Origin of the sequence: Pseudomonas sp. PA-5-4B (genome assembly GCF_021606215.1) — a bacterium.
Taxonomy (GTDB): domain Bacteria; phylum Pseudomonadota; class Gammaproteobacteria; order Pseudomonadales; family Pseudomonadaceae; genus Aquipseudomonas; species Aquipseudomonas edaphica.
The window spans coordinates 378,049-399,538 of record NZ_WKDB01000001.1; the positions used below are offsets into that span (position 1 = coordinate 378,049).

Genomic DNA, 21,490 nt, shown 5'->3' on the forward strand with positions numbered 1-21,490 from the left:
CGTCGGCATGAAAAAAACTCTCCCTTTAAGCCTGATCGCAGCCCTTGGTGAAAACCGGGTGATCGGCGTCGACAACAGCATGCCCTGGCATTTGCCGGGGGATTTTAAATATTTCAAGGCCACCACGCTCGGCAAGCCGATCATCATGGGGCGCAAGACCTGGGATTCCCTGGGCCGACCGTTGCCGGGGCGCTTGAACATTGTGGTCAGCCGTCAGACCGGCTTGGCGCTCGAAGGTGCGGAAGTTTTTCCGTCACTGGACGCGGCGGTTGAGCGGGCTGAAGCCTGGGCGCTGGAACAGGGCGTGGATGAGCTGATGCTGATCGGCGGTGCGCAGCTGTATGCGCAGGGGCTGGAGCAGGCGGATCGCCTGTATTTGACGCGGGTGGCGTTGAGCCCGGAAGGCGATGCATGGTTTCCGGCGTTTGATTTGAACCAGTGGAAGTTGGTGTCAAACGTCGAGAACCTGGCTGAAGGCGATAAGCCTGCCTACAACTTCGAAGTCTGGGAAAAAGCCTAAAAGCATCGCAGGCAAGCCAGCTCCCACAGTTGACCGATTTCTCCTGAGGAAACCGATTCAAGTGTGGGAGCTGGCTTGCCTGCGATAGCGGTCTATCAGACCTGCGCTAATTCAGCATGCTCATCGGCATCCAGCAGCGCTTTATCCGTCTGCCCCATGATCTGGCTGGTAATCGCCCCGGCTGTCATCGAACCATTCACGTTCAACGCCGTGCGGCCCATGTCGATCAGCGGCTCCACGGAAATCAGCAGCGCCACCAGTGACACCGGCAAGCCCATCGCCGGCAGCACGATCAGCGCGGCAAAGGTTGCACCGCCGCCCACGCCTGCCACACCGGCCGAACTCAAGGTCACAATCGCCACCAACGTCGCGATCCACAGCGGGTCCAGCGGGTTGATGCCCACGGTCGGTGCAACCATCACCGCCAGCATGGCTGGGTAGAGACCGGCGCAACCGTTCTGGCCGATCGTCGCGCCAAACGAGGCGGCAAACCCGGCGATGGATTGCGGAATGCCCAGGCGACGGGTCTGCGCTTCAATGCTCAGCGGAATGGCTGCCGCACTGGAACGACTGGTGAAGGCAAACGTCAGTACCGGCCACACCTTGCGGAAGAACCGCAGCGGGTTGATCCCGGCCAGCGACAGCAATAGGCCGTGAACCACAAACATCAGCCCCAGAGCCAGATAAGACACCACTACAAAACTGCCGAGCTTGATGATGTCTTGCAGGTTGGAGCCGGCGACTACCTTGGTCATCAGCGCCAGCACGCCGTAGGGCGTCAGCTTCATCACCAGGCGCACCAGGCGCATGACCCAGGCTTGCAGGGTGTCGATGGCGTTAAGCACTTTCTGGCCTTTTTCCACGTCATCCTTGAGCAGTTGCAGCGCGGCAACCCCCAGGAATGCAGCGAAAATCACCACGCTGATGATCGACGTCGGCTTGGCGCGGGCCAGGTCGGCAAACGGGTTGGCCGGTACGAACGACAGCAGCAGCTGCGGGATATTCAGGTCGGCAACCTTGCCTGCGTAATCACTCTGGATCACTTGCAGGCGTGCCATCTCCTGGGTGCCCGCCACCAGACCTTCGGCGGTAAGGCCGAACAGATTGGTCAGGCCGATACCGATCAGCGCCGCAATCGCGGTGGTGAACAGCAGCGTGCCGATGGTCAAAAAGCTGATCTTGCCCAGGGACGAGGCGTTATGCAGGCGCGCCACGGCACTGAGGATCGAGGCGAACACCAGCGGGATCACGATCATTTGCAGCAGTTGCACGTAGCCATTGCCGACCAGATCAAACCAACTGATCGAGGCCTTCAGCACCGGGTTGCCGTCGCCATAAATGGTGTGCAACACCGTGCCGAACACCACGCCCAATACGAGGGCAAACAGCACCTTCTTGGCGAGGCTCCAGTTCGTGCGACGGGTTTGTGCCAGGCCCAGCAACAGGGCCACGAACACCAGTAAGTTGAGAATCAGGGGCAGATTCATTGAAGCTCCGTTGAGAAGGCAGCCAATCGCGTGAGCCTGCGATTGCGAACCGGGAAGCCTAACAGTTTGAAATATATTGATTTAATACCAATATGGAATGGCGACTGTCGTTTTTGGAATAAGCATTTGGCGCTCAGGCACATGCCCTTGGCGTTATCACGACGCAAGCGGTCGTGCTCGGGCGATAACTGTCATACAGATTTGTTAGCGTCGGTGTCTTTCACTCAGGGAGAAAACGCTTATGAAGCTCGCGCCAAAACTACTTGCCGCCGCCTTCTGCCTCGGCCTCGTCAGCCAGGCATTTGCCGCCACAGAGTTGAAACACTGGCCGGCGCCGGCCGCCGAGCAACTGAACAAGATGATCGCCGCCAACGCCAACAAGGGTAACTTCGCGGTGTTCGACATGGACAACACCAGTTACCGCTACGACCTCGAAGAGTCCTTGCTGCCCTACATGGAAAACAAGGGCCTGATCACCCGCGAGAGCATGGACCCATCGCTGAAGCTGATGCCGTTCAAGGACACCGCCGACCACAAGGAAAGCCTGTTCAGCTACTACTACCGCCTTTGCGAAGTCGACGACATGGTCTGCTACCCATGGGTTGCGCAGATTTTCTCGGGCTTCACCCTCAAGGAGCTCAAGGTCCAGGTGGACGAGCTGATGGCTTCCGGCAAGCCGGTGCCGGTCACCTACTTTGAAGGCGATGTGGTGAAGAAGTCTGAGGTGCAGCCGCCAAAAGTCTTCACCGGCCAGGCCGAGCTGTACAACAAGCTGATGGAAAACGGCATCGAGGTGTATGTGATGACCGCCGCCTCCGAGGAGTTGGTGCGTATGGTCGCCGCCGATCCGAAGTACGGTTACAACGTCAAACCCGAGAACGTCATCGGCGTGAGCACCTTGCTCAAGGATCGCAAGACCGGCGAACTGACCACTGCGCGTAAGCAAATCACTGCGGGCAAGTATGACGAGAAGGCCAACCTCGGCCTGGAACTGACGCCGTACTTATGGACCCCGGCAACCTGGATGGCCGGCAAGCACGCAGCGATCCTGACCTACATCGACGAGTGGAAAAAACCGGTGATCGTCGGCGGTGACACACCGACCAGCGACGGTTACATGCTATTCCACGATGTGGACGTGGCCAAGGGTGGCATTCACTTGTGGATCAACCGCAAGGACAAATACATGACCCAGCTCAACGGCATGATGGCCAAGCACGCGGCTGCTCAGGCCAAGGAAGGCTTGCCGGTGACGGCGGACAAGAACTGGGTGATCGTCAAGCCGGACGAAATCCAGTAACGCGGTCAGTGTGGGAGCTGGCTTGCCTGCGATAGCGATCGGTCAGGCTCAGAGAGGCAAGCTGACACGCCGCCATCGCAGGCAAGCCAGCTCCCACAGTTGATCTCTGTTGTCTGGGGAGTTTTATTCAGGCAAAAAAATGCCCCGCACGTGGCGGGGCTTTTTTATGGGCGGGCTTACAGGCCGTCGAGCATCGCCTTGTTACGCACAGCACCTTTGTCGGCACTGGTGGCCAGCAGGGCGTAAGCCTTCAACGCGGTGGTGACTTTGCGCGGACGCTTCTCCACCGGTTTCCAGCCTTTCTTGTCCTGCTCAACCCGGCGTGCCGCCAGTTCTTCGTCGCTGATCAACAGGTTGATCGAGCGGTTCGGAATGTCGATCAGCACCTTGTCGCCGTCCTGCACCAGACCAATCGCGCCACCGGCAGCGGCTTCTGGCGAAGCGTGGCCGATCGAGAGGCCCGAGGTGCCGCCAGAAAAGCGGCCGTCGGTCAGCAAGGCGCAAGCTTTGCCCAGGCCTTTGGATTTCAGGTAAGACGTAGGGTAGAGCATCTCCTGCATACCCGGGCCGCCTTTCGGGCCTTCGTAGCGGATGATCACGATGTCGCCTTCTTTCACTTCGTCGGCGAGGATGCCGCGCACCGAGCTGTCCTGGCTTTCGTAGATCTTGGCGCGGCCTTCGAACACGTGGATGGATTCATCCACACCGGCGGTTTTCACCACGCAGCCATCCAGGGCAATGTTGCCGTACAGCACGGCCAGGCCGCCTTCTTGCGAGTAGGCGTGCTCGACACTGCGGATGCAGCCGTTTTCACGGTCGTCATCCAGGGTTTCCCAACGGGTCGACTGGCTGAACGCGGTCTGGGTCGGGATACCCGCCGGGCCAGCCTTGAAGAAGTGATGCACCGCTTCGTCGTCAGTCTGGGTGATGTCCCACTTGGCGATGCCTTCGGCCAGGGATTTGCTGTGCACAGTCGGCAGGTCGGTGTGCAACAGGCCTCCACGGGCCAGCGAGCCAAGAATCGAGAAGATCCCGCCGGCGCGGTGCACGTCTTCCATGTGGTACTTCTGGATATTCGGCGCGACTTTGCACAGTTGCGGCACATGACGGGACAGACGGTCGATGTCGCGCAGGTCGAAGTCGATCTCGGCTTCTTGCGCTGCGGCCAGCAAGTGCAGGATGGTGTTGGTGGAACCGCCCATGGCGATGTCCAGGGTCATGGCGTTCTCGAACGCCTTGAAGTTGGCGATATTGCGCGGCAACACCGACTCATCGTTCTCGGTGTAGTAACGCTTGCACAGCTCGACGATGGTGCGGCCAGCCTGCAGGAACAGCTGTTCGCGGTCGCTGTGGGTGGCCAGGGTGGAACCGTTGCCCGGCAAGGCCAGGCCCAGGGCTTCGACCAGGCAGTTCATCGAGTTGGCGGTGAACATGCCGGAGCACGAACCGCAGGTCGGGCAGGCGCTGCGTTCGTATTCCGCGACCTTCTCGTCAGAAGCGCTGGAATCGGCGGCGATGACCATGGCGTCGACCAGGTCGAGGCCGTGGGAGGCGAGCTTGGTCTTGCCGGCTTCCATCGGGCCGCCGGAGACGAAGATCACCGGGATGTTCAGGCGCAGGGCGGCCATCAGCATGCCGGGGGTGATCTTGTCGCAGTTGGAGATGCACACAATGGCGTCGGCGCAGTGGGCGTTGACCATGTATTCCACGGAGTCGGCAATGATCTCGCGGCTCGGCAGCGAATACAGCATGCCGTCATGGCCCATGGCGATGCCGTCATCCACGGCGATGGTGTTGAATTCCTTGGCGACGCCACCGGCGCGTTCGATCTCGCGGGCGACCAGTTGGCCCAGGTCCTTGAGGTGGACGTGGCCCGGTACGAACTGGGTAAAGGAGTTGGCAATCGCGATGATCGGCTTCTTGAAGTCGTCATCTTTCATCCCCGTGGCACGCCACAGTGCGCGCGCGCCGGCCATGTTGCGGCCGTGGGTGGATGTTTTCGAGCGGTAATCTGGCATGGAGCACTCCGGGCGGCTAATCAAGTACTAAAGGGAAGTGAGCTTCTATTGACGTATGGAGCACTCAGAAAATGGCCGTGTGTCCAAACGTTGCCACTCGCGTCGCGGGATCGCCGCGTGCCTGGGCCTCGAGCTCATAAACCCGCCGGGGGATGACTGGCGATGAATAAGGCCGATTCTACACCGCTGGCGGCTGGAGGGAATGACCGTCTGTGGCGAGGGCGCTTGCTAGCGACCCACACGTGCATTCGCCACCCAGCCCCACAGGCTGAAAACGATGAAGCTTACGGCGATGGTCATCAGCAAATGGTTGCCGGTCTGCGCGAGGGCGGCGCTGCTGATGGCCGCGGTCAGGAACATGATGCTGTTGCCCGCCGACGCTGCCGTGCCTGCGCTGCTGGAAAACAGCAGCATCGCCGCCGAAATTGCGGCAGGCCGCACAAGAGTGACGGCCAGGGCGCTGATCAGCATCGGGATCAGCAAAGTCAGGGGGGTGATGGCCTCAACGCTGATAATCAGCGTTAACAAAATGCCGGCCACCAGCAGCAATCCCAGCCCGATATTGATTTGCCGGGACAGCGAGATGCGCTTCTGCAAGTACGATGCCGCGACGCCACCGAGCAGGTAGGCCACGCCGTACACCATCAACACCAGTGCGTACTGGTATTCGGACAGTTTCAGCGCATCCATGAAAATCAGCGGCGTCACGCTGATCAAGGCGAAATAGCAGGCGAACACCAGCGCGGCGATCCACCAGTAGCGCAGGAAGTCGCGGTTGCCAGCGACGGCTCTGAGCGTACCGATGATTGATACCGGCGCGCGGTGCGGGCTGGCGGCCTTGGACGGCAGGATGCAGAGCGCATGGATCAACATGCCCAGTGCCATCAGCGCAAAGCCGTAGAAGCTGCCTTGCCAGTCGAAGGTGGTTTGCAGCCAGGAGCCGATCAGCGGCGAGAGCGCCACAAACGAACCGCTAAGGGTCATGTAATACAGGCGTACGCGGGCGCGGTCCTGTTCTTCGAACAGGTCTTCGACCAGCGCATGGCCCAGTACGAAAAAACCGCAGCCCATGGCCTGCACGCAGCGAAACAGCAGGAAGGTCAGGTAGTCGGACGCGAACGCGCAACCCATCGCGCCGAGGATCGACAGCGTAATGCAGCCGATCAGCACTTCCTTGCGGCCCCATTTATCCGACAACGGGCCTGCAATCAATTGGGAAATTGAAAACACCAGCGTGAACAGACTGATCGACAGTGCGATTTCTGCGGTAGGTGTGTCGAACCTGGCAGCCAGCGCGGGAAACGAGGGCAGCAGAATGTTAATCGGGAAGAAACTGATCAGGGAAATGCAGGTGATGAGGATGAAGCGGGAGAGGTAGGGCCCAGACATTGTTTTTGTTTTCCGGAGTAATTCCAGAAACCGATACTAGTCTGCGAAATGTGGAATTCAATCAAAACCGTTGAAGGACGGTTTGTGTCGGAAAAATGTGGGAGCGGGCTTGTCCGCGATGGCTGAGTGTCAGTCAACAAACTCGTCAACAGGTCCACCGCTATCGCAGGCAAGCCAGCTCCCACATTTGATCTGCGTGTTACTTAGCTATTAGGCAACAATCGGCAGGTAATGCTCTTGATGTAGCGCGTTTCGGCAATCGCCGGGTGCACCGGGTGATCCGGGCCCTGGCCGCCGCGTTCGAGCATCTGGATGTTGCGGTCCAGGTGACGGGCGCTGGTCAGCAGGATGTTCTGCAGGTCGTCTTCCGGCAGGTGCATGGAGCACGATGCGCTGACCAGAATGCCGTCCTTGCTGAGCAGGCGCATGGCTTGCTCGTTCAGGCGGCGGTAGGCGCCTTCGCCGTTTTTCATGTCTTTTTTGCGTTTGATGAAGGCCGGTGGGTCGGCGACGATCACGTCGAAACGTTCTTCGCTGGCTTTCAGCTCTTTGAGGGCTTCGAACACGTCGCCTTCAATGCAGGTCATCTTCTCGGCAACACCGTTCAGTGCGGCGTTGCGCTCTACGCCGTCGAGGGCGAAGGCGGAGGCGTCGACGCAGAACACTTCACTGGCGCCGAACGCTGCAGCTTGCACGCCCCAGCCGCCGATGTAGCTGTACAGGTCGAGTACGCGTTTGCCTTTGGCGTACGGGGCCAGGCGGGCGCGGTTCATGCGGTGGTCGTAGAACCAGCCGGTTTTCTGGCCCTGGATCACCGGGGCTTCGAATTTCACGCCGTTTTCTTCCAGCGCCACCCACTCCGGCACCAGGCCGAACACGGTTTCGACATAGCGGTTGAGGCCTTCGGCGTCACGCGCGGCGGAGTCGTTCTTGAACAGGATGCCGCTTGGCTTGAGCACTTGGGTCAGGGCAGCGATCACGTCTTCTTTGTGCGCTTCCATGGTCGCCGAGGCGATCTGTACTACAAGGATGTCGCCGAAACGGTCGACGACCAGGCCCGGCAACAGGTCGGAATCACCGTAGACCAGGCGGTAGAACGGCTTGTCGAACAGGCGGTCACGCAGGGACAGGGCGACGTTGATGCGGTGCACCAGCAGCGATTTGTCCAGCGGCAACTTGATGTCGCGTGACAGCAGGCGGGCGCAGATCAGGTTGTTCGGGCTCATGGCCACGATGCCCAGGGTCTTGCCGCCAGCCGCTTCCAGGATAGCCTGGTCGCCTGCCTGGAAGCCGTGAAGAGGTGTGGCGGCCACATCGATTTCGTTGCTGTAGACCCACAGGTGGCCGTTGCGCAAACGACGATCGGCGTTGGCTTTGAGACGCAGGCTAGGCAGGGACATGACGTCGCTCCGGAAAAAAGAGCGGGAGTATACCTGTTGCGCCGTTATTCATGTGGGAGCTGGCTTGCCTGCGATGCAGGCGACTCGGTGTATCTGACGTACGGTGGTGATGCAATCGCAGGCAAGCCAGCTCCCACACAAGCCCAGAGCCCACATTCAATCCGGTTTTTGAGGTGTCGGTCAGCTTCCCATAGAGGTTAGAATTCGCGCCTAGTCCAGAGTGTGTATTTATGTCCCCAGAGCTTTCCGCCGAGCAGATCCAGCAGGCCCTGCAAGGCATCAGCGTGCCGCCTCAACCGCAAATCATGGTGGATTTGCAGATGGAGCAGTACATGCCCGACCCGGACCTGGAAGTGATCGCGCGGCTGATCTCCCAGGATCCAGGCCTGTCTGGTGCGCTGCTGAAGATCGTCAACTCGCCGTATTACGGCCTGAGCAACAAGATCGCCTCGATCCAGCGCGCGGTGAACCTGCTGGGCAGCCGCTCGATCATCAACCTGATCAACGCGCAGTCGATCAAGGGCGAGATGAGCGACGACACCATCGTCACCCTCAACCGCTTCTGGGACACCGCCCAGGACGTGGCCATGACCTGCCTGACCCTGGCCAAGCGCACCGGCTCGCAAACGGTCGACGAGGCCTATGCCTTGGGCCTGTTCCACGACTGCGGCGTGCCGCTGATGCTCAAGCGCTTCCCCAATTACATGGCGGTGCTGGAGCAGGCTTACGCCAATGCCGGCCCGGATTGCCGGGTGGTCGACACCGAGAACAACGCGTTCAACACCAACCATGCCGTGGTGGGTTACTACACCGCCAAATCCTGGCGCCTGCCGGAGCATGTGACCGACGCCATCGCCAACCACCACAACGCCCTGGCGATTTTCAGCGATGAGTCGTCGCGCAACCCGCAACTTAAAAACCTGTTGGCGATCCTCAAGATGGCCGAGCACATCTGCTCGTCCCACCGCGTGCTGGGCAACCAATCGGCGGACCATGAGTGGGATGCCATCGGGCATCTGGTGCTGGACTACGTGGGCCTGTCGGACTACGACTTTGAAAGCCTGAAGCTATCGATCCGCGAACTGGGCGCGCACTGACCCTTTAATCAAGAGGTACACATGCCCGAGTTACCCGAAGTCGAAACCACCCGGCGCGGGATTGCGCCGCATTTGGAAGGCCAACGCGTCAGCCGTGTGGTGGTGCGTGAACGGCGCCTGCGCTGGCCGATCCCGGAAGACCTGGATGTGCGCCTGTCCGGGCAGCGCATCGTGCTGGTGGAGCGGCGGGCCAAGTACCTGTTGATCAATGCCGAAGTGGGCACGTTGATCAGCCATTTGGGTATGTCGGGCAATTTGCGCCTGGTGGAAGTCGGCTTGCCAGCGCTCAAGCATGAGCATGTGGACATTGAGCTGGAGTCGGGCCTGGCGCTGCGCTATACCGACCCTCGGCGTTTTGGCGCGATGCTCTGGAGCCAGGACCCGCACAACCACGAACTGTTGCTGCGCCTGGGGCCGGAGCCGTTGACCGACCTGTTTGATGGCGAGCGTCTGTTCCAGCTGTCGCGTGGCAAGTCGATAGCGGTGAAGCCGTTCATCATGGACAACGCGGTGGTGGTGGGCGTGGGCAATATCTACGCGACCGAAGCGTTGTTTGCGGCAGGGATAGATCCGCGCCGGGCTGCGGGTGGTATCTCACGCGGGCGTTATTTGAAGCTGGCGATCGAGATCAAGCGCGTGCTGGCGGCAGCTATCGAACGTGGTGGCACCACATTGCGGGACTTTATCGGCGGTGATGGGCAACCGGGGTATTTTCAGCAGGAGTTGTACGTCTACGGCCGGGGCGGTGAGGCGTGCAAGGTCTGCGGGAGCGAGTTGCGCAATGTGGTGCTGGGGCAGCGGGCGAGTGTGTTTTGCCCAAAGTGCCAGAGCTGAGTGTCGGGTGATGGCTGATGTCGCCATCGCAGGCAAGCCAGCTCCCACATTTGGATGTATTCACCACTCTAAATGTGGGAGCTGGCTTGCCTGCGATGAGGCCTTTACAGGCAATAAATAACTTCAGGCCTTGCCGGTAATCAACCGGTACTTCTCCATCAACTGCTCTTCCGTTTCCGGATGGGCCTCATCCAGTGGAATACAATCCACCGGGCACACTTGCTGGCACTGAGGCTCGTCGTAGTGACCGACGCACTGGGTGCACAGGTTGGGGTCGATCACGTAGATCTCTTCGCCCTGGGAAATCGCAGCGTTCGGGCACTCGGGTTCGCAGACGTCGCAGTTGATGCAATCGTCGGTGATGATCAGGGACATGGAAACTCCTGCCAGGGCTGTCAGCCAGGGCATCTGAAAACTAATGCGTGCAATTGTGCCGCATTGGCGCCCGCAGTGCGAGCGTGTGGCAAGCCCGAATATCGGTCGCTGTCTCTGTGGCGAGGGAGCTTGCTCCCGTAGGGCCGCGCAGCGGCCCCGCTGTGCTGGAAACGATTGGGACTGCTGCGCAGTCCAGCGGGAGCAAGCTCCCTCCCCCCAAAAAGCCTTACTTCTTGAAGCGCAGGGTCAGCGCATCGGCTACGGCCGGATGCACGAACTTGGTGATATCTCCGCCCAAAGCGGCAATTTCACGCACCAACGTCGAGGAAATGAACGAGTAACGTTCCGACGGCGTAAGAAACAGGCTTTCCACGTCCGGCGCCAGTTGGCGGTTCATGTTGGCCAGCTGGAATTCGTATTCGAAGTCCGACACAGCGCGCAGGCCACGCAGGAACACATTGGCGTTCTGCTCTTTGGCAAAGTGCGCCAGCAACGTCGAAAAGCCCACCACTTCCACGTTGGGCAGGTGCTTGGTGACCTCACGCGCCAGCTCTACGCGCTGTTCCAAGGGGAACAGTGGGTTTTTCTTGGGGCTGGCGGCGACCGCGATGATCACATGGTCGAACAAGCGAGACGCACGTTCGACCAGATCGCCATGGCCTTTGGTAATCGGGTCGAAGGTACCTGGGTACAACACTCGGTTCATCGCGTCGTCCTGGCGGAGTCCGTTGGGGAACCGGATGGTATCGCAGCATTCCCGGTGGGCCAAGTCGACTTATGTAGATAGATACCGTGAATACCCGGTTTTTTCATGCTGTTTTCAGACGTTCGGCCAATGCTGTCGCCAGTTGCGCGGTCAACCCGTACACCGATAATTGTGGGTTGGCGCCAATGCTGGTGGGGAACAGCGAGCCGTCGTGGATCGACAGGTTACGCAATTGATGATGACGGCCGAGGCTGTCGGCCACCGCGTTTTTCGGGTCCTCGCCCATGGCGCAACCGCCCATCACATGGGCGCTGCCCAGCGTGGTGCGGTGCAGTTCCAGGCTCAGGCCATCGATCAGGCTGCGTGCCTCGGCCAGGGTATTCACGTAGCGTGCATCGTGATGCAGCGGCTTGACCGACTTGGCGCCCGCCGCGAACTGAATCTCGGCCATGGTATGAAACGCACGGCGCAGGCCGTCCCAGGCGTAGTCCGAGACCTGATAGTCGAGCACCGGTGTGCCGTCGCCACGTAATTCCACCGTGCCGCCGGGGCTGTCGGGGTGAAAGCCGTCGCGCAGCAGGGCGAGCATGGCGTGGGTGTGGGGCAACTGACTCATGTCCAGCGCGTTCCCGGTGCCGTAGCCGCCGAACAGCGTGCTGGCCAGGCCTGGATGCAGCGGCGGCGCCTCCAATTTGTAAGACATTTTGCCGGTGGTGCCGTCCTGCCACTGGAAGTGATCGGAATAGATCGACTGCGGAGCGCCATAGAACGGATTGATCACCTCGTCGAACTGCCCCGCGGAGAAATTCACCAGATGCAGGAAGGTACGCTTGCCCAGCCGCGAATGCGGGTCGGGCGCGTCCGAACGCATCAACAGCGCCGGGCTGTTGATGCCACCGCCCGCGAGCACGTAATGCTTGGCCTTGACCGTGATCTTGCGCCCGGTAGGCGCCACGCAACGCTCATCCATGGCCACGCATTCAAGGCTGCTGATGGTGTCGCCGCTGTATTTCAGGTGTTCGGCGCGGGCCAGGTAGAGCAGTTCGCCGCCCTTTTCCAGGGTGGAAGGAATGGTGGTCACCAACATCGATTGCTTGGCGTTGACCGGGCACCCCATGCCGCAGTAACCCAGGTTGAAGCAGCCGCGCACGTTGCGCGGAATCACGTGCCAGCTATAGCCGAGCTTTTCGCAGCCTTTGCGGATCACATCATTGTTGGCATTCGCTGGAATGGCCCAAGGGGCGATGCCCAGGCGCTGTTCCATTTTTTCGAACCACGGCGCCATTTCTGCGCTGCTGTGGCCCTTGACTGCATATTCACTGGCCCAGTGGGCGAGGGTGGCATCGGGTGTGCGAAAGCTCGAGGTCCAGTTGATCAGCGTGGTGCCACCGACGGCACGCCCCTGCAGGATAGTAATCGCGCCGTCCTTGCTCATGCGGCCGATGCCTTCCTGGTAGAGGCTGGCGTAGGCTTCGTCTTCGAGCAGCTTGAAGTCGCTGCTGGTCTTGAGCGGGCCTTCTTCGATCAGCAGCACTTTGTAGCCCGCAGCACTGAGGATCTCGGCAGTGGTGCCGCCACCCGCGCCACTGCCGATAATGGCCACATCGGCTTCCAGGGTCAGGTCATTGCTGAGGGCGGCGCCATTGTGGGTTTTCCAGCCACGGGCCAGGCCATCGCGGAACAGATCGGGTACGGGCATAGAAGTGCACTCTTATTTTTATACGAAGTTGCATTCAGTGTGGGAGCTGGCTTGCCTGCGATGGCGGTCTGCCTGCCTTTCATTTCTGGCTGATACATCGCTATCGCAGGCGAGCCAGCTCCCACATTGGGTCAGGTTGTCAGGTTTAGATCTTGGGTGGGCCGGGGTAGCCGCAATGCGCCCAGGATTGTGGCCGGAAGTACCAGGCCATGATCACCAGCTTGAGCAGCGAGCCCTGGCCCATGCGCAGCAGGTTCAGGTAGCTGTTCTCCCAGCGGTGCAGGAAGTTGCGGATCTGATCGCTGCTGGCGTTTTCCCAACTGCCCCAAATGCCGGTCAACGGGCCACGGGTGATGCCCATGCTCAGCACGTCGAACAGTTGCTGGGTGAGCTTGAACATCTCCGGCGACAGGTTTTGCAGGCTGTAGTCGAGTTTTTTCAGGGTGTCTTCGATGCCGGCGACCACGTCCTGGGCGCTGGCCGCGCCTTCGAGCAACACCGGGATGATTGCGCGCAAAAACGGCAGGTCGCTGCTGCGCAGCATGGCAAAGCCACTGGCCGGGGTGCTGCTGGAGCAGCCGCTGAGGCTGGCCCCCAAGCCGGCGGTGGCCAGGAATGCGCTGGCGCACAGGCCGATTTTCAGAACGCCGCGCCGTGACAGCGCGGGTGTTTCAGTCAGGCTAGGGTTCATTGTTATTGTTATCCCGAGGGTGGCGGAATCAGCGGATAAACAGCTTCTGGATCAACTTCTGGATGGCTTTGCCGTAAGGCGGGTAGATCAGTTTCGCCGCGTTCAGGCGCTGTTTGACCAGCACCCCTTTGGCCTTGCTGAACGTGAGGAAGCCTTCATGGCCGTGGTAATGGCCCATGCCCGACGGGCCGATGCCGCCAAAGGGCATATCGTCCTGGGCCACATGCAGCAGCGTGTCGTTGAGGCAAACACCGCCGGAATGGGTTTCGTGGAGCACGCGGTTCTGTTCGCCCTTGTTGTAGCCGAAGTAATACAGGGCCAGTGGGCGAGGGCGCTGGTTGATGTAGGCAAACGCTTGGTCGAGGCCGCGATAAGGCACGATCGGCAGCACCGGGCCGAAGATTTCGTCCTGCATCACCGTCATCTCGTCGCTGACATTCAGCAACAGGCTATGGGCCATACGCCGTGCCTGGCCCTGGTCATACAGCGGTATCAGGGTGGCGCCCTTGTCGGTGGCGTCTTTGACGTAGGCATTGAGCCGGGTCTGTTGCCGCTCATTGATGATGGCGGTGTAGTCCGGGTTGTCGGCCAGGGTCGGATAAAACCCGCGAACGGCGTTGCTGTAGGCCTCGACGAAACCTTCAACGCGGTCTTCCGGCACCAACACGTAATCCGGTGCCACGCAGGTTTGCCCGGCATTCAGGCATTTACCGAAGGCAATGCGCTCGGCGGCGTCTTTGAGTGGCACGTCCGCGGAAACAATGGCTGGCGACTTGCCACCGAGCTCCAGGGTAACCGGTGTCAGGTGCTCGGCCGCTGCGCGCATCACGTGTTTGCCGATGCTGGTGGCGCCGGTGAACAGCAGGTGATCGAAGCGCAATTTGGAAAATGCCATGCCCACTTCGGCCTCGCCCAGCACCACGCACACCAGGTCTTCGGGGAAGATTTTGGCCAGCAGCGCCTTCAGCAGTTCGCCCGTGGCGGGCGTGGATTCGCTGAGTTTGAGCATCACCCGGTTTCCCGCCGCCAAAGCCCCGACCAACGGGCCGATGGCCAAGTACAACGGGTAATTCCAGGGCACAATCACCCCGACCACACCCAGCGGCTGGTAGATGACTTTGGCTGACGCTGGTTGGAAGGCAATGCCTACCGCACGCCGGGAAGGTTTCATCCAGCCTTTGAGGTGTTTGCTTGCGTAGTGAATGCCATGCAGGCTGGGCATCAACTCGGCGAACAGGGTTTCGTCTGCGCTGCGGTGGCTGAAGTCCTGGCTGATCGCGGTGATCAGCGCCTGGCGTTCGTCGCTGAGCACGTCGCGTAAAGCCTTTAGCCACTGCTGGCGCTGTGCAGCTGGCGGCATCGGGTTGGCCGCATAGGCGCGACGTTGGGCGTCGAACAGGTCCTGGAGTTGATCCAGCGCCTGGGAATCTTGCAGGTAGGCAACGTTGGCAGACATGGCGCAGTTCCCGATTGTTATAGGTCTGCCTGGATTTTTAGAGTCATTGCTCTAAATTGTCAAATGTCATTGCAGCAACATGCGGATTTATCCTGACAAGGATAGGCCGTAAGATGCCCCATCCCGTGTTCAGAAGCTGATCCCCTATGGCACCACGAGTAAAGACCAGCGAGCGCATTGTGCAAACCAGCCTGGAGCTTTTTAACCAGCAGGGTGAGCGCAGCGTCAGTACCAACCATATCGCCGCCCATATGGAAATTTCCCCGGGCAACCTGTACTACCACTTCCCCAACAAGCAGGCGATCATCGCCGTGCTGTTTCGTGAGTACGAAGCGCTGGTGGACAGTTTCCTGCGCCCGCCACAGGGCCGCGCGGTGACTGTCGAAGACAAGCGCTTTTACCTGCAGGCCGTGCTGGCCGGCATGTGGCGCTACCGCTTCCTGCACCGAGACCTCGAACACCTGCTGGAAAGCGACCCGGAACTGGCCACCGGCTACCGGCGGTTTTCCCAGCGCTGCCTGATCCAGGGCGGGGCCATTTACCAAGGGTTTGTCGACGCTGGCATCCTCAGTATGGACCCGGTGCAAACCGAGGCACTGACCCTTAATGCCTGGATCATCCTCACCTCGTGGGTGCGGTTCCTGTGCACCACCAATGAGAACTCCGCGCACTTGAGCGCCGAAGCGATCAAGCGCGGTGTGTATCAGGTGCTGGTGCTGGAGGCGGGGTTTGTCACGCCCCAGGCGAAAGAGGCGGTGGATGCCTTGTTCAAAGAGTTTTACGTGCCGTTGAACCAGGCACTGGAAGAAGTGAAGTAGGACCTTTCCCGAATCTGTTCACAGGAGCCCGTCATGTCGCTTGCCCAACTGATCAGCCCCCAGCAATTGGCCGAACGCCAAAAGGCCGCGGGGCTGGTGATCCTGGATTGTCGTTTTGCCCTCGAAGACCCGGACTACGGGCTGTGCAGCTATGCCGAAGGGCATATCGAAGGCGCGCAATATGCCGACTTGGAGCGTCATCTCAGTGGGCCGGTGACCAAAGGCGTGACCGGCCGCCACCCGTTACCGGCGGCGGACACTTTGGTTGCGCAACTGCGGGCCTGGGGCATCCATGCCAACACCGACATCGTCCTGTACGACGACGGCCCTGGCGCCTATGCCGCCCGCGCGTGGTGGTTGCTGGCCTGGCTGGGCAAGCGTGACGGGGTGTTTATCCTGGACGGTGGTCTCAAGGCCTGGCACGCCGCCGGTTTCCCGTTGAGCCTCGATGCACCGGTGGTGGAGCCGGGAGCGTTCGCCGGTAAGCCGGACAACCGCCTGCTGCTGGACGCCGAGCATTTGCAAAAGCGCTTGGGTGAGCCGGGCCTCACCTTGATCGACGCCCGTGCAGCGGCGCGTTTTCGCGGCGAGGTAGAGCCGATTGATCCGATTGCCGGGCACATTCCCGGTGCGCAATGTGCAGCGTTCACCGAAAACCTGGGCAGTGATGGCCGCTTTCTACCGGCCGATCAGCTCAAGCAGCGCTTCGCCGCACAGTTGCAGGGCCGGTCACCGGATGAACTGGTGGCGTACTGCGGTTCGGGCGTGACGGCGTGCCACAACTTGTTTGCCTTGAGTTTGGCCGGTTACCCGTTGGGCAAGTTGTATGCGGGGTCGTGGAGTGAGTGGATTACCGACCCCACGCGGCAGATTGCAACCGGCGACTGATTGAATAGCCATGTAAACCCAATAAAACTGTGGGAACTGGTTTGTGTGGGAGCAGGCAAGCCAGCTCCCACACAAACCAGCTCCCACATTTTTTAACTGTGTTGTGTCAGTAACCACTGCGGAATACGGCGCTCCAGGTAGTAACTGGGGCGTTTCAACGTCCCATCCACAAACCCCACATGCCCACCCTTGGCCAACAACTCAAACTCGGTGCAATCCGACAGTTCACTGGCCTCGGGCAGGCTGTGAGCAAACACGAACGGGTCATCGGCGGCCTGGATAATCAGGGTTGGCGTGCGGATTTCGCCCAAGTAGTAACGGCTCGAGGCGCGACGATAATAGTCCTCGGCACTGAGGAACCCGTGCAACGGTGCGGTCACCCGGCCGTCGAAGTCCCAGAACGTGCGCATTTTCTCCAATGAGCCCAGGGCTTCCAGGGTTTTCAGCCCTTCGGCCCGGCCATCCTTCACAAAGCGGCTTTGCTTGACGCGGATATACGCCAACATCTCGCGCATGAAGTGCTTCTGGTACACCCGCGAAAAGCCCAGCCCGATACGGTCAGCGCACTGGTCCAGTCGAAACGGCACCGACACCGCCGCTGCGCCTTGCAGCCCGGACGTCTCGCCGGTTTCGCCCAGGTGCTTGAGCAGCACATTTGCGCCCAACGAATAACCCACCGCATACAGCGGCGCCAAGGGTCGTTTGGCATGCAGATGTGCAATCGCCGCCGCCAGGTCTTCACTGGCACCGGAGTGATAGCTGCGTGCCAACAGGTTTGGCTCGCCCGAGCACCCACGCCAATTCAAGGCGGCGCTGGCCCAGCCTTGAGCTGCGAGGGCTTTTTGCAGCCCGGCCACATAAGGCGAGTTGGACGAGCCGGTCAGCCCGTGCAGCACCAGCACCAATGGCGCTTGCGCGTCATGGGGCCCATGCCAGTCGAGGTCGAGAAAGTCGCCGTCGTCCAGCCACAGGCGTTCGCGTTGGCGTTCGATATGGGTGGTAGGGCGCCACAGCGGCCCCCACAGGGTTTGCAAGTGGGGGTTGCCGAGGCCGAAGGCGGGTTTGAACAGCTCAGAGGACGGGATCATGAAACTCTCGGTAGCAAGCGAGCTTACTGTGGCATGCGAGCTTGTTGTGGCGAGCAGGCTTGCCCTGCGTTGGGCTGCGAAGCGGCCCCAGTAAAGTCGCCGCATTCTATTTGTAGGATCGCGGTGCCTTTAAAAGGGGCTGCTTCGCAGCCCAACGCAGGGCAAGCCTGCTCGCCACAACCATCCTGGCCGCCACAAAAAGCCCGCTCACTACAACATTTACCTAAGGTTAAGCGGCGCTTTCAACCAACCGATGCCACAACGCGTAATACACGCGACCGGACTTCTGCTCCCGGTGCAGGCGCCAGCTGCCCGGCAGGCCGAGGGTAGACGGCGCGGTCTCGCTTTCAGTGTAGATCCACGCATCGGGTGCCAGCCACTGGCGCTCTTCCAGCAGCGCACACACCGTCGGCAACAGGTTCTGGTTGAACGGCGGGTCGAGGAACACCACGTCGTATTCGCTGGCCGCCTGGGTTTCCAGGTAGCGCAGCGCATCGGCTGTCTGCACCTGGCCGGTGGTGCAGCGCAGTGTGCCCAGGTGTTCCTTGAGGCTGGACACCGCCACATTGCTGGCATCCAGCGCCTGGCCCTGGGCGGCGCCACGGGACAGCGCTTCGAGGAACAGCGCGCCGCTGCCGGCGAACGGGTCCAGTACCTTGGCGCCGCCGATATACGGCGCGAGCCAGTTGAACAGGGTTTCACGCACGCGATCCGGCGTTGGGCGCAGGCCCACGACGTCAGGGAAACTCAGCTTGCGGCTGCCCCATTCACCGCCAATGATGCGCAGTTGGCCCACACCGTTATGCACGTTGTGGACAGGTTTTTTCGGGCGAGATGAACTGGCCATTAATGCTCCGGAACCCCGAGCGGCTGCTCGGCGGGTTTATCAGTGGGGGGCGGTAGTGGCTTTTGCGCAATCGTCGGGCCGGCGGTCACGATGACCATCTTGTCGGCGCTCAAGTGTTTATTCATTGCAGCCTTGACCTGCTCTACGGTCAGGGCCTGGGATTGTTTCATGAAATCCTCAAGATAGCTCAGCGGCAGGTTATAGAAACCCATGGCGCCCAGCTGCCCGACGATATCGGCGTTGCTTGCGGTAGACAGCGGGAAGCTACCGGCCAGCTCACGCTTGGCGTCGTCCAGTTCCTTTTGCGTCGGGCCGGTCTTGAGGTAGTCGGCCAGCACGTCTTCAACCAGGCGCAGGGTGCCGCCGCTCATTTCGGCGCGGGTCTGCAGGTTGATCATGAACGGACCACGTACCTGCATCGGCGAGAAACCGGAGTAAACGCCGTAGGTCAGGCCGCGCTTCTCACGCACTTCGCTCATCAAGCGGGTGCCGAAACCACCACCGCCGAGGATCTGGTTGCCCAGGGACAAGGCGGCGTAGTCCGGGTCGGCGCGGTCGATGCCCAGTTGCGCGAACAGTAAATGGGTTTGCTTGGACGGGAACTCGATATGGCTCAGGCCAGCTTTCGGCTCGGTCGGCTGGGCGATCTTGGCCAGGGCCGGGCCTTTGGGCAGCGATGCGGAGACCTTGGCCGTCATGGCCTCAGCGTCGGCGCGAGTCAGATCGCCCACCACGGCAATCACCGCATTGCCTGCTGCGTATGCTTTGGCGTGGAAGGCCTGCAACTGCGCCAGGGTAATCGCCGGAATGCTCTCAGGCGTGCCTTCGCTCGGGTGCGCGTAAGGGTGGTCGCCGTACAGCCGCTTGAACAACTCAAGGCTGGCCAGCTTGCCTGGGTTCTGTTTCTGGTACTCAAAACCGGCAAGAATCTGGTTTTTGATGCGCGCCAGGGAGTCGGCCGGGAAAGTCGGCTTGCCGATCACTTGGTCAAACAGCGTCAGGGCCGCGTCGCGCTTGTCGCTGTCGCTCAGGCTGCGCAGGGACACCAACGCCATGTCGCGATAAGCGCCGTTGCCGAAGTCGGCACCCAGGCCTTCAAAGCCGCTGGCGATCTGGCTGACATCCTTGCCCGGTATGCCTTCGTTGAGCATGGCGTTGGTCAGCAACGCAACGCCTGGGGTATTGCCGTCCTGGCTGCTGCCGGCGGCGAACAGGATGCGCATGTCGAACATTGGCAGTTCGTGGGCTTCGACGAACAGCACCTTGGCGCCCTCGGCGGTGGTCCAGGTTTGCACGTCGAGCTTGCGGTTGGTCGGCGCCTTGCCGTCCAGTTCTGCCAAAGATTGCAGTTTGTTGGCCGATTGCGCCTTGTCCAGCGCCTGGCTGGCCACCGATTCACTCGGGCGCAGGAAGTACACGGCGCTGGCGGCGATCAGGGTGACGACGACCAGGCCGGGGAAGATCAGGCGGCTGCTTTTGCGATTACTCATGAGCGGTCTCCTCGGGCAAAACATGGGCGACGCTCAAACGTTCGCGGGTGAAGTAGGTGCGCGCGGCTTTCTGGATATCTTCCGGGGTCACGCTTTGCAGGTCGGCAAGCTCGGTGTCCATGAGTTTCCAGGACAGGCCAACGGTTTCCAGCGAGCCGATGGCCGTGGCCTGGCTGGTGATGGAATCACGTTGGTAAACCACGCCGGCAATTACTTGGGCGCGGATACGCTCCAGTTCTTCGGTGGTCGGCGGCTTGGCTTTCAACTCGTCCAGCAGGCGCCACAGGCCGGCTTCGGCCTGGGCAATGGTCTTTTTCTTCTGCTGATTCGGCGTGGCGCTCAATGTGAACAGGCTGTCACCACGGGTATAGGCGTCGTAGCTGGTGGACGCGCCGGAGACCAGTTCTTCACCGCGCTCCAGCTGTTCCGAGATACGCGCGCTGTAGCCGCCATCGAGCAGGGCCGAGAGCAGGCGCAGGGCTTGCACCGAGCGCTTGTCTTCGGCAGTCGCCAGGCCCGGCACGTTGAAACCGAGGATCACGCTCGGCAGTTGGGTCTGCACGTGCAGGGTCAGTAAGCGCTCGCCAGGTTCGGCCAGTTCCAGTGGGATCTTGGCGGGTGGCACATCACGCTTGGGGATTGGGCCGAAGTAACGTTCGGCGAGTTTCTTGACCTCGTCCGGCGTCACGTCGCCGACCACCACCAGTGTGGCGTTGTTCGGCACATACCAGGACTGGTACCAGTGGCGCAGTTCTTCAACCTTCATGCGCTCAAGGTCGGCCATCCAGCCGATGGTCGGCGTGTGATAGCCGCTGGCCGGGTAGGCCATCGCCTTGAAGCGCTCGTAGGCCTTGGACATCGGGTTGTCGTCGGTGCGCAGGCGGCGTTCTTCCTTGATCACCTCGATTTCGCGGCTGAACTCATCGGCCGGCAGGCGCAGGCTGGCCATGCGGTCGGCCTCCAGTTCGAAAGCGACACCCAGGCGGTCACGCGCCAGTACCTGGTAATACGCGGTGTAGTCGTCGCTGGTGAAGGCGTTTTCTTCAGCGCCCAGGTCACGCAGGATCAGCGAGGCTTCGCCGGGACCGACTTTGGCGCTGCCCTTGAACATCATGTGTTCCAGGGCATGGGACAAACCGGTCTGGCCCGGGGTTTCGTAGCTCGAACCGACCTTGTACCAAACCTGGGAAACCACCACCGGCGCGCGATGGTCTTCGCGCACGACCACTTTAAGGCCGTTATCGAGGGTGAATTCATGGGTGGGTTGTGGGTCGGCAGCCAAGGCTGAAAGAGGCAGACAAACTGTGCTGAGCAGCAGGCCTGCGGCGCGGCGGGCTAGAGCAATCATTCGTGTTTTAACCTGTTGGGCTACCCGCTTGGTCTTAGC

General features: G+C 60.8%; 19 protein-coding genes. 6 read left to right on the plus strand and 13 right to left on the minus strand.

The window, feature by feature from the left end:
* Positions 1-7: 7 nt before the first annotated feature.
* A complete protein-coding gene (locus tag GIW28_RS01740; protein ID WP_236446423.1) occupies positions 8-520 on the plus strand; it encodes a dihydrofolate reductase in 513 nt (170 codons plus the stop codon).
* 95 nt (positions 521-615) lie between these two features.
* Here GIW28_RS01740 and GIW28_RS01745 read toward each other — a convergent pair whose 3' ends face one another.
* Entirely contained in the window at positions 616-2,007 is a 1,392-nt protein-coding gene (locus GIW28_RS01745) for an L-cystine transporter (RefSeq protein ID WP_017139481.1), read from the minus strand.
* A 241-nt stretch (positions 2,008-2,248) separates the two neighbouring features.
* Between GIW28_RS01745 and GIW28_RS01750 the strand changes: the two genes are divergently transcribed.
* Positions 2,249-3,307, plus strand: coding sequence for a hypothetical protein (locus tag GIW28_RS01750; protein ID WP_017139480.1), 1,059 nt, complete (start codon positions 2,249-2,251; stop codon positions 3,305-3,307).
* Between the two features lie 176 nt (positions 3,308-3,483).
* On the opposite strand, the gene ilvD is transcribed toward GIW28_RS01750, so the two are convergent.
* The 3 genes from ilvD to GIW28_RS01765 form a co-directional block, all read right to left on the minus strand.
* Positions 3,484-5,325, minus strand: coding sequence for a dihydroxy-acid dehydratase (gene ilvD / locus GIW28_RS01755; RefSeq protein WP_017139479.1), 1,842 nt, complete (start codon positions 5,323-5,325; stop codon positions 3,484-3,486).
* 228 nt (positions 5,326-5,553) lie between these two features.
* Complete coding sequence (locus tag GIW28_RS01760; RefSeq protein ID WP_177033839.1) at positions 5,554-6,714, minus strand: MFS transporter; 1,161 nt, start codon at positions 6,712-6,714, stop codon at positions 5,554-5,556.
* A 203-nt stretch (positions 6,715-6,917) separates the two neighbouring features.
* Positions 6,918-8,114, minus strand: a complete 1,197-nt coding sequence (locus tag GIW28_RS01765; RefSeq protein WP_003213799.1) for a class I SAM-dependent rRNA methyltransferase — start codon at positions 8,112-8,114, stop codon at positions 6,918-6,920.
* A gap of 284 nt (positions 8,115-8,398) precedes the next feature.
* On the opposite strand from GIW28_RS01765, the gene GIW28_RS01770 reads away from it, so the two are divergent.
* Entirely contained in the window at positions 8,399-9,211 is an 813-nt protein-coding gene (locus GIW28_RS01770; RefSeq protein ID WP_169987622.1) for an HDOD domain-containing protein, read from the plus strand.
* A gap of 21 nt (positions 9,212-9,232) precedes the next feature.
* The gene (mutM, locus tag GIW28_RS01775) at positions 9,233-10,045 is read left to right on the plus strand and encodes a bifunctional DNA-formamidopyrimidine glycosylase/DNA-(apurinic or apyrimidinic site) lyase (protein ID WP_099550323.1); all 813 of its coding nucleotides are present in this window, start codon (positions 9,233-9,235) and stop codon (positions 10,043-10,045) included.
* 123 nt (positions 10,046-10,168) lie between these two features.
* Here mutM and GIW28_RS01780 read toward each other — a convergent pair whose 3' ends face one another.
* From GIW28_RS01780 to GIW28_RS01800, 5 genes are all read right to left on the minus strand, one after another.
* Positions 10,169-10,420: a YfhL family 4Fe-4S dicluster ferredoxin gene (locus GIW28_RS01780; protein ID WP_003213796.1), complete on the minus strand. Its 252-nt coding sequence runs from the start codon at positions 10,418-10,420 to the stop codon at positions 10,169-10,171.
* A 226-nt stretch (positions 10,421-10,646) separates the two neighbouring features.
* Positions 10,647-11,126 (minus strand): pantetheine-phosphate adenylyltransferase, encoded by a 480-nt coding sequence (coaD, locus tag GIW28_RS01785; protein WP_003176711.1) that lies wholly within the window; start codon positions 11,124-11,126, stop codon positions 10,647-10,649.
* Positions 11,127-11,229: 103 nt separating this feature from the next.
* Positions 11,230-12,825, minus strand: a complete 1,596-nt coding sequence (locus GIW28_RS01790; protein ID WP_236446425.1) for a GMC family oxidoreductase — start codon at positions 12,823-12,825, stop codon at positions 11,230-11,232.
* Between the two features lie 145 nt (positions 12,826-12,970).
* The gene (locus tag GIW28_RS01795; RefSeq protein ID WP_017139473.1) at positions 12,971-13,516 is read right to left on the minus strand and encodes a hypothetical protein; all 546 of its coding nucleotides are present in this window, start codon (positions 13,514-13,516) and stop codon (positions 12,971-12,973) included.
* Positions 13,517-13,544: 28 nt separating this feature from the next.
* Positions 13,545-14,972, minus strand: a complete 1,428-nt coding sequence (locus GIW28_RS01800) for a coniferyl aldehyde dehydrogenase (RefSeq protein ID WP_236446427.1) — start codon at positions 14,970-14,972, stop codon at positions 13,545-13,547.
* A 146-nt stretch (positions 14,973-15,118) separates the two neighbouring features.
* Between GIW28_RS01800 and GIW28_RS01805 the strand changes: the two genes are divergently transcribed.
* Positions 15,119-15,790: a TetR/AcrR family transcriptional regulator gene (locus GIW28_RS01805; protein ID WP_017139471.1), complete on the plus strand. Its 672-nt coding sequence runs from the start codon at positions 15,119-15,121 to the stop codon at positions 15,788-15,790.
* A gap of 33 nt (positions 15,791-15,823) precedes the next feature.
* Positions 15,824-16,678 carry a sulfurtransferase gene (locus tag GIW28_RS01810; RefSeq protein WP_099550328.1) on the plus strand — a complete coding sequence of 285 codons (855 nt, stop codon included), beginning with the start codon at positions 15,824-15,826 and terminating at the stop codon, positions 16,676-16,678.
* A 92-nt stretch (positions 16,679-16,770) separates the two neighbouring features.
* Here the strand turns inward: GIW28_RS01810 and GIW28_RS01815 are convergent, their stop codons facing one another.
* From GIW28_RS01815 to GIW28_RS01830, 4 genes are all read right to left on the minus strand, one after another.
* Positions 16,771-17,766, minus strand: a complete 996-nt coding sequence (locus GIW28_RS01815; protein WP_169987582.1) for a hydrolase — start codon at positions 17,764-17,766, stop codon at positions 16,771-16,773.
* Between the two features lie 229 nt (positions 17,767-17,995).
* Positions 17,996-18,613: a 16S rRNA (guanine(966)-N(2))-methyltransferase RsmD gene (gene rsmD / locus GIW28_RS01820; RefSeq protein ID WP_056857682.1), complete on the minus strand. Its 618-nt coding sequence runs from the start codon at positions 18,611-18,613 to the stop codon at positions 17,996-17,998.
* Positions 18,613-20,103 (minus strand): M16 family metallopeptidase, encoded by a 1,491-nt coding sequence (locus GIW28_RS01825; protein WP_017139468.1) that lies wholly within the window; start codon positions 20,101-20,103, stop codon positions 18,613-18,615. Before GIW28_RS01825 ends, rsmD begins: the two co-directional genes overlap by 1 nt.
* Positions 20,096-21,451: a M16 family metallopeptidase gene (locus GIW28_RS01830; protein WP_017139467.1), complete on the minus strand. Its 1,356-nt coding sequence runs from the start codon at positions 21,449-21,451 to the stop codon at positions 20,096-20,098. The genes GIW28_RS01825 and GIW28_RS01830 overlap by 8 nt, the downstream gene beginning before the upstream one ends.
* Positions 21,452-21,490: the final 39 nt, after the last annotated feature.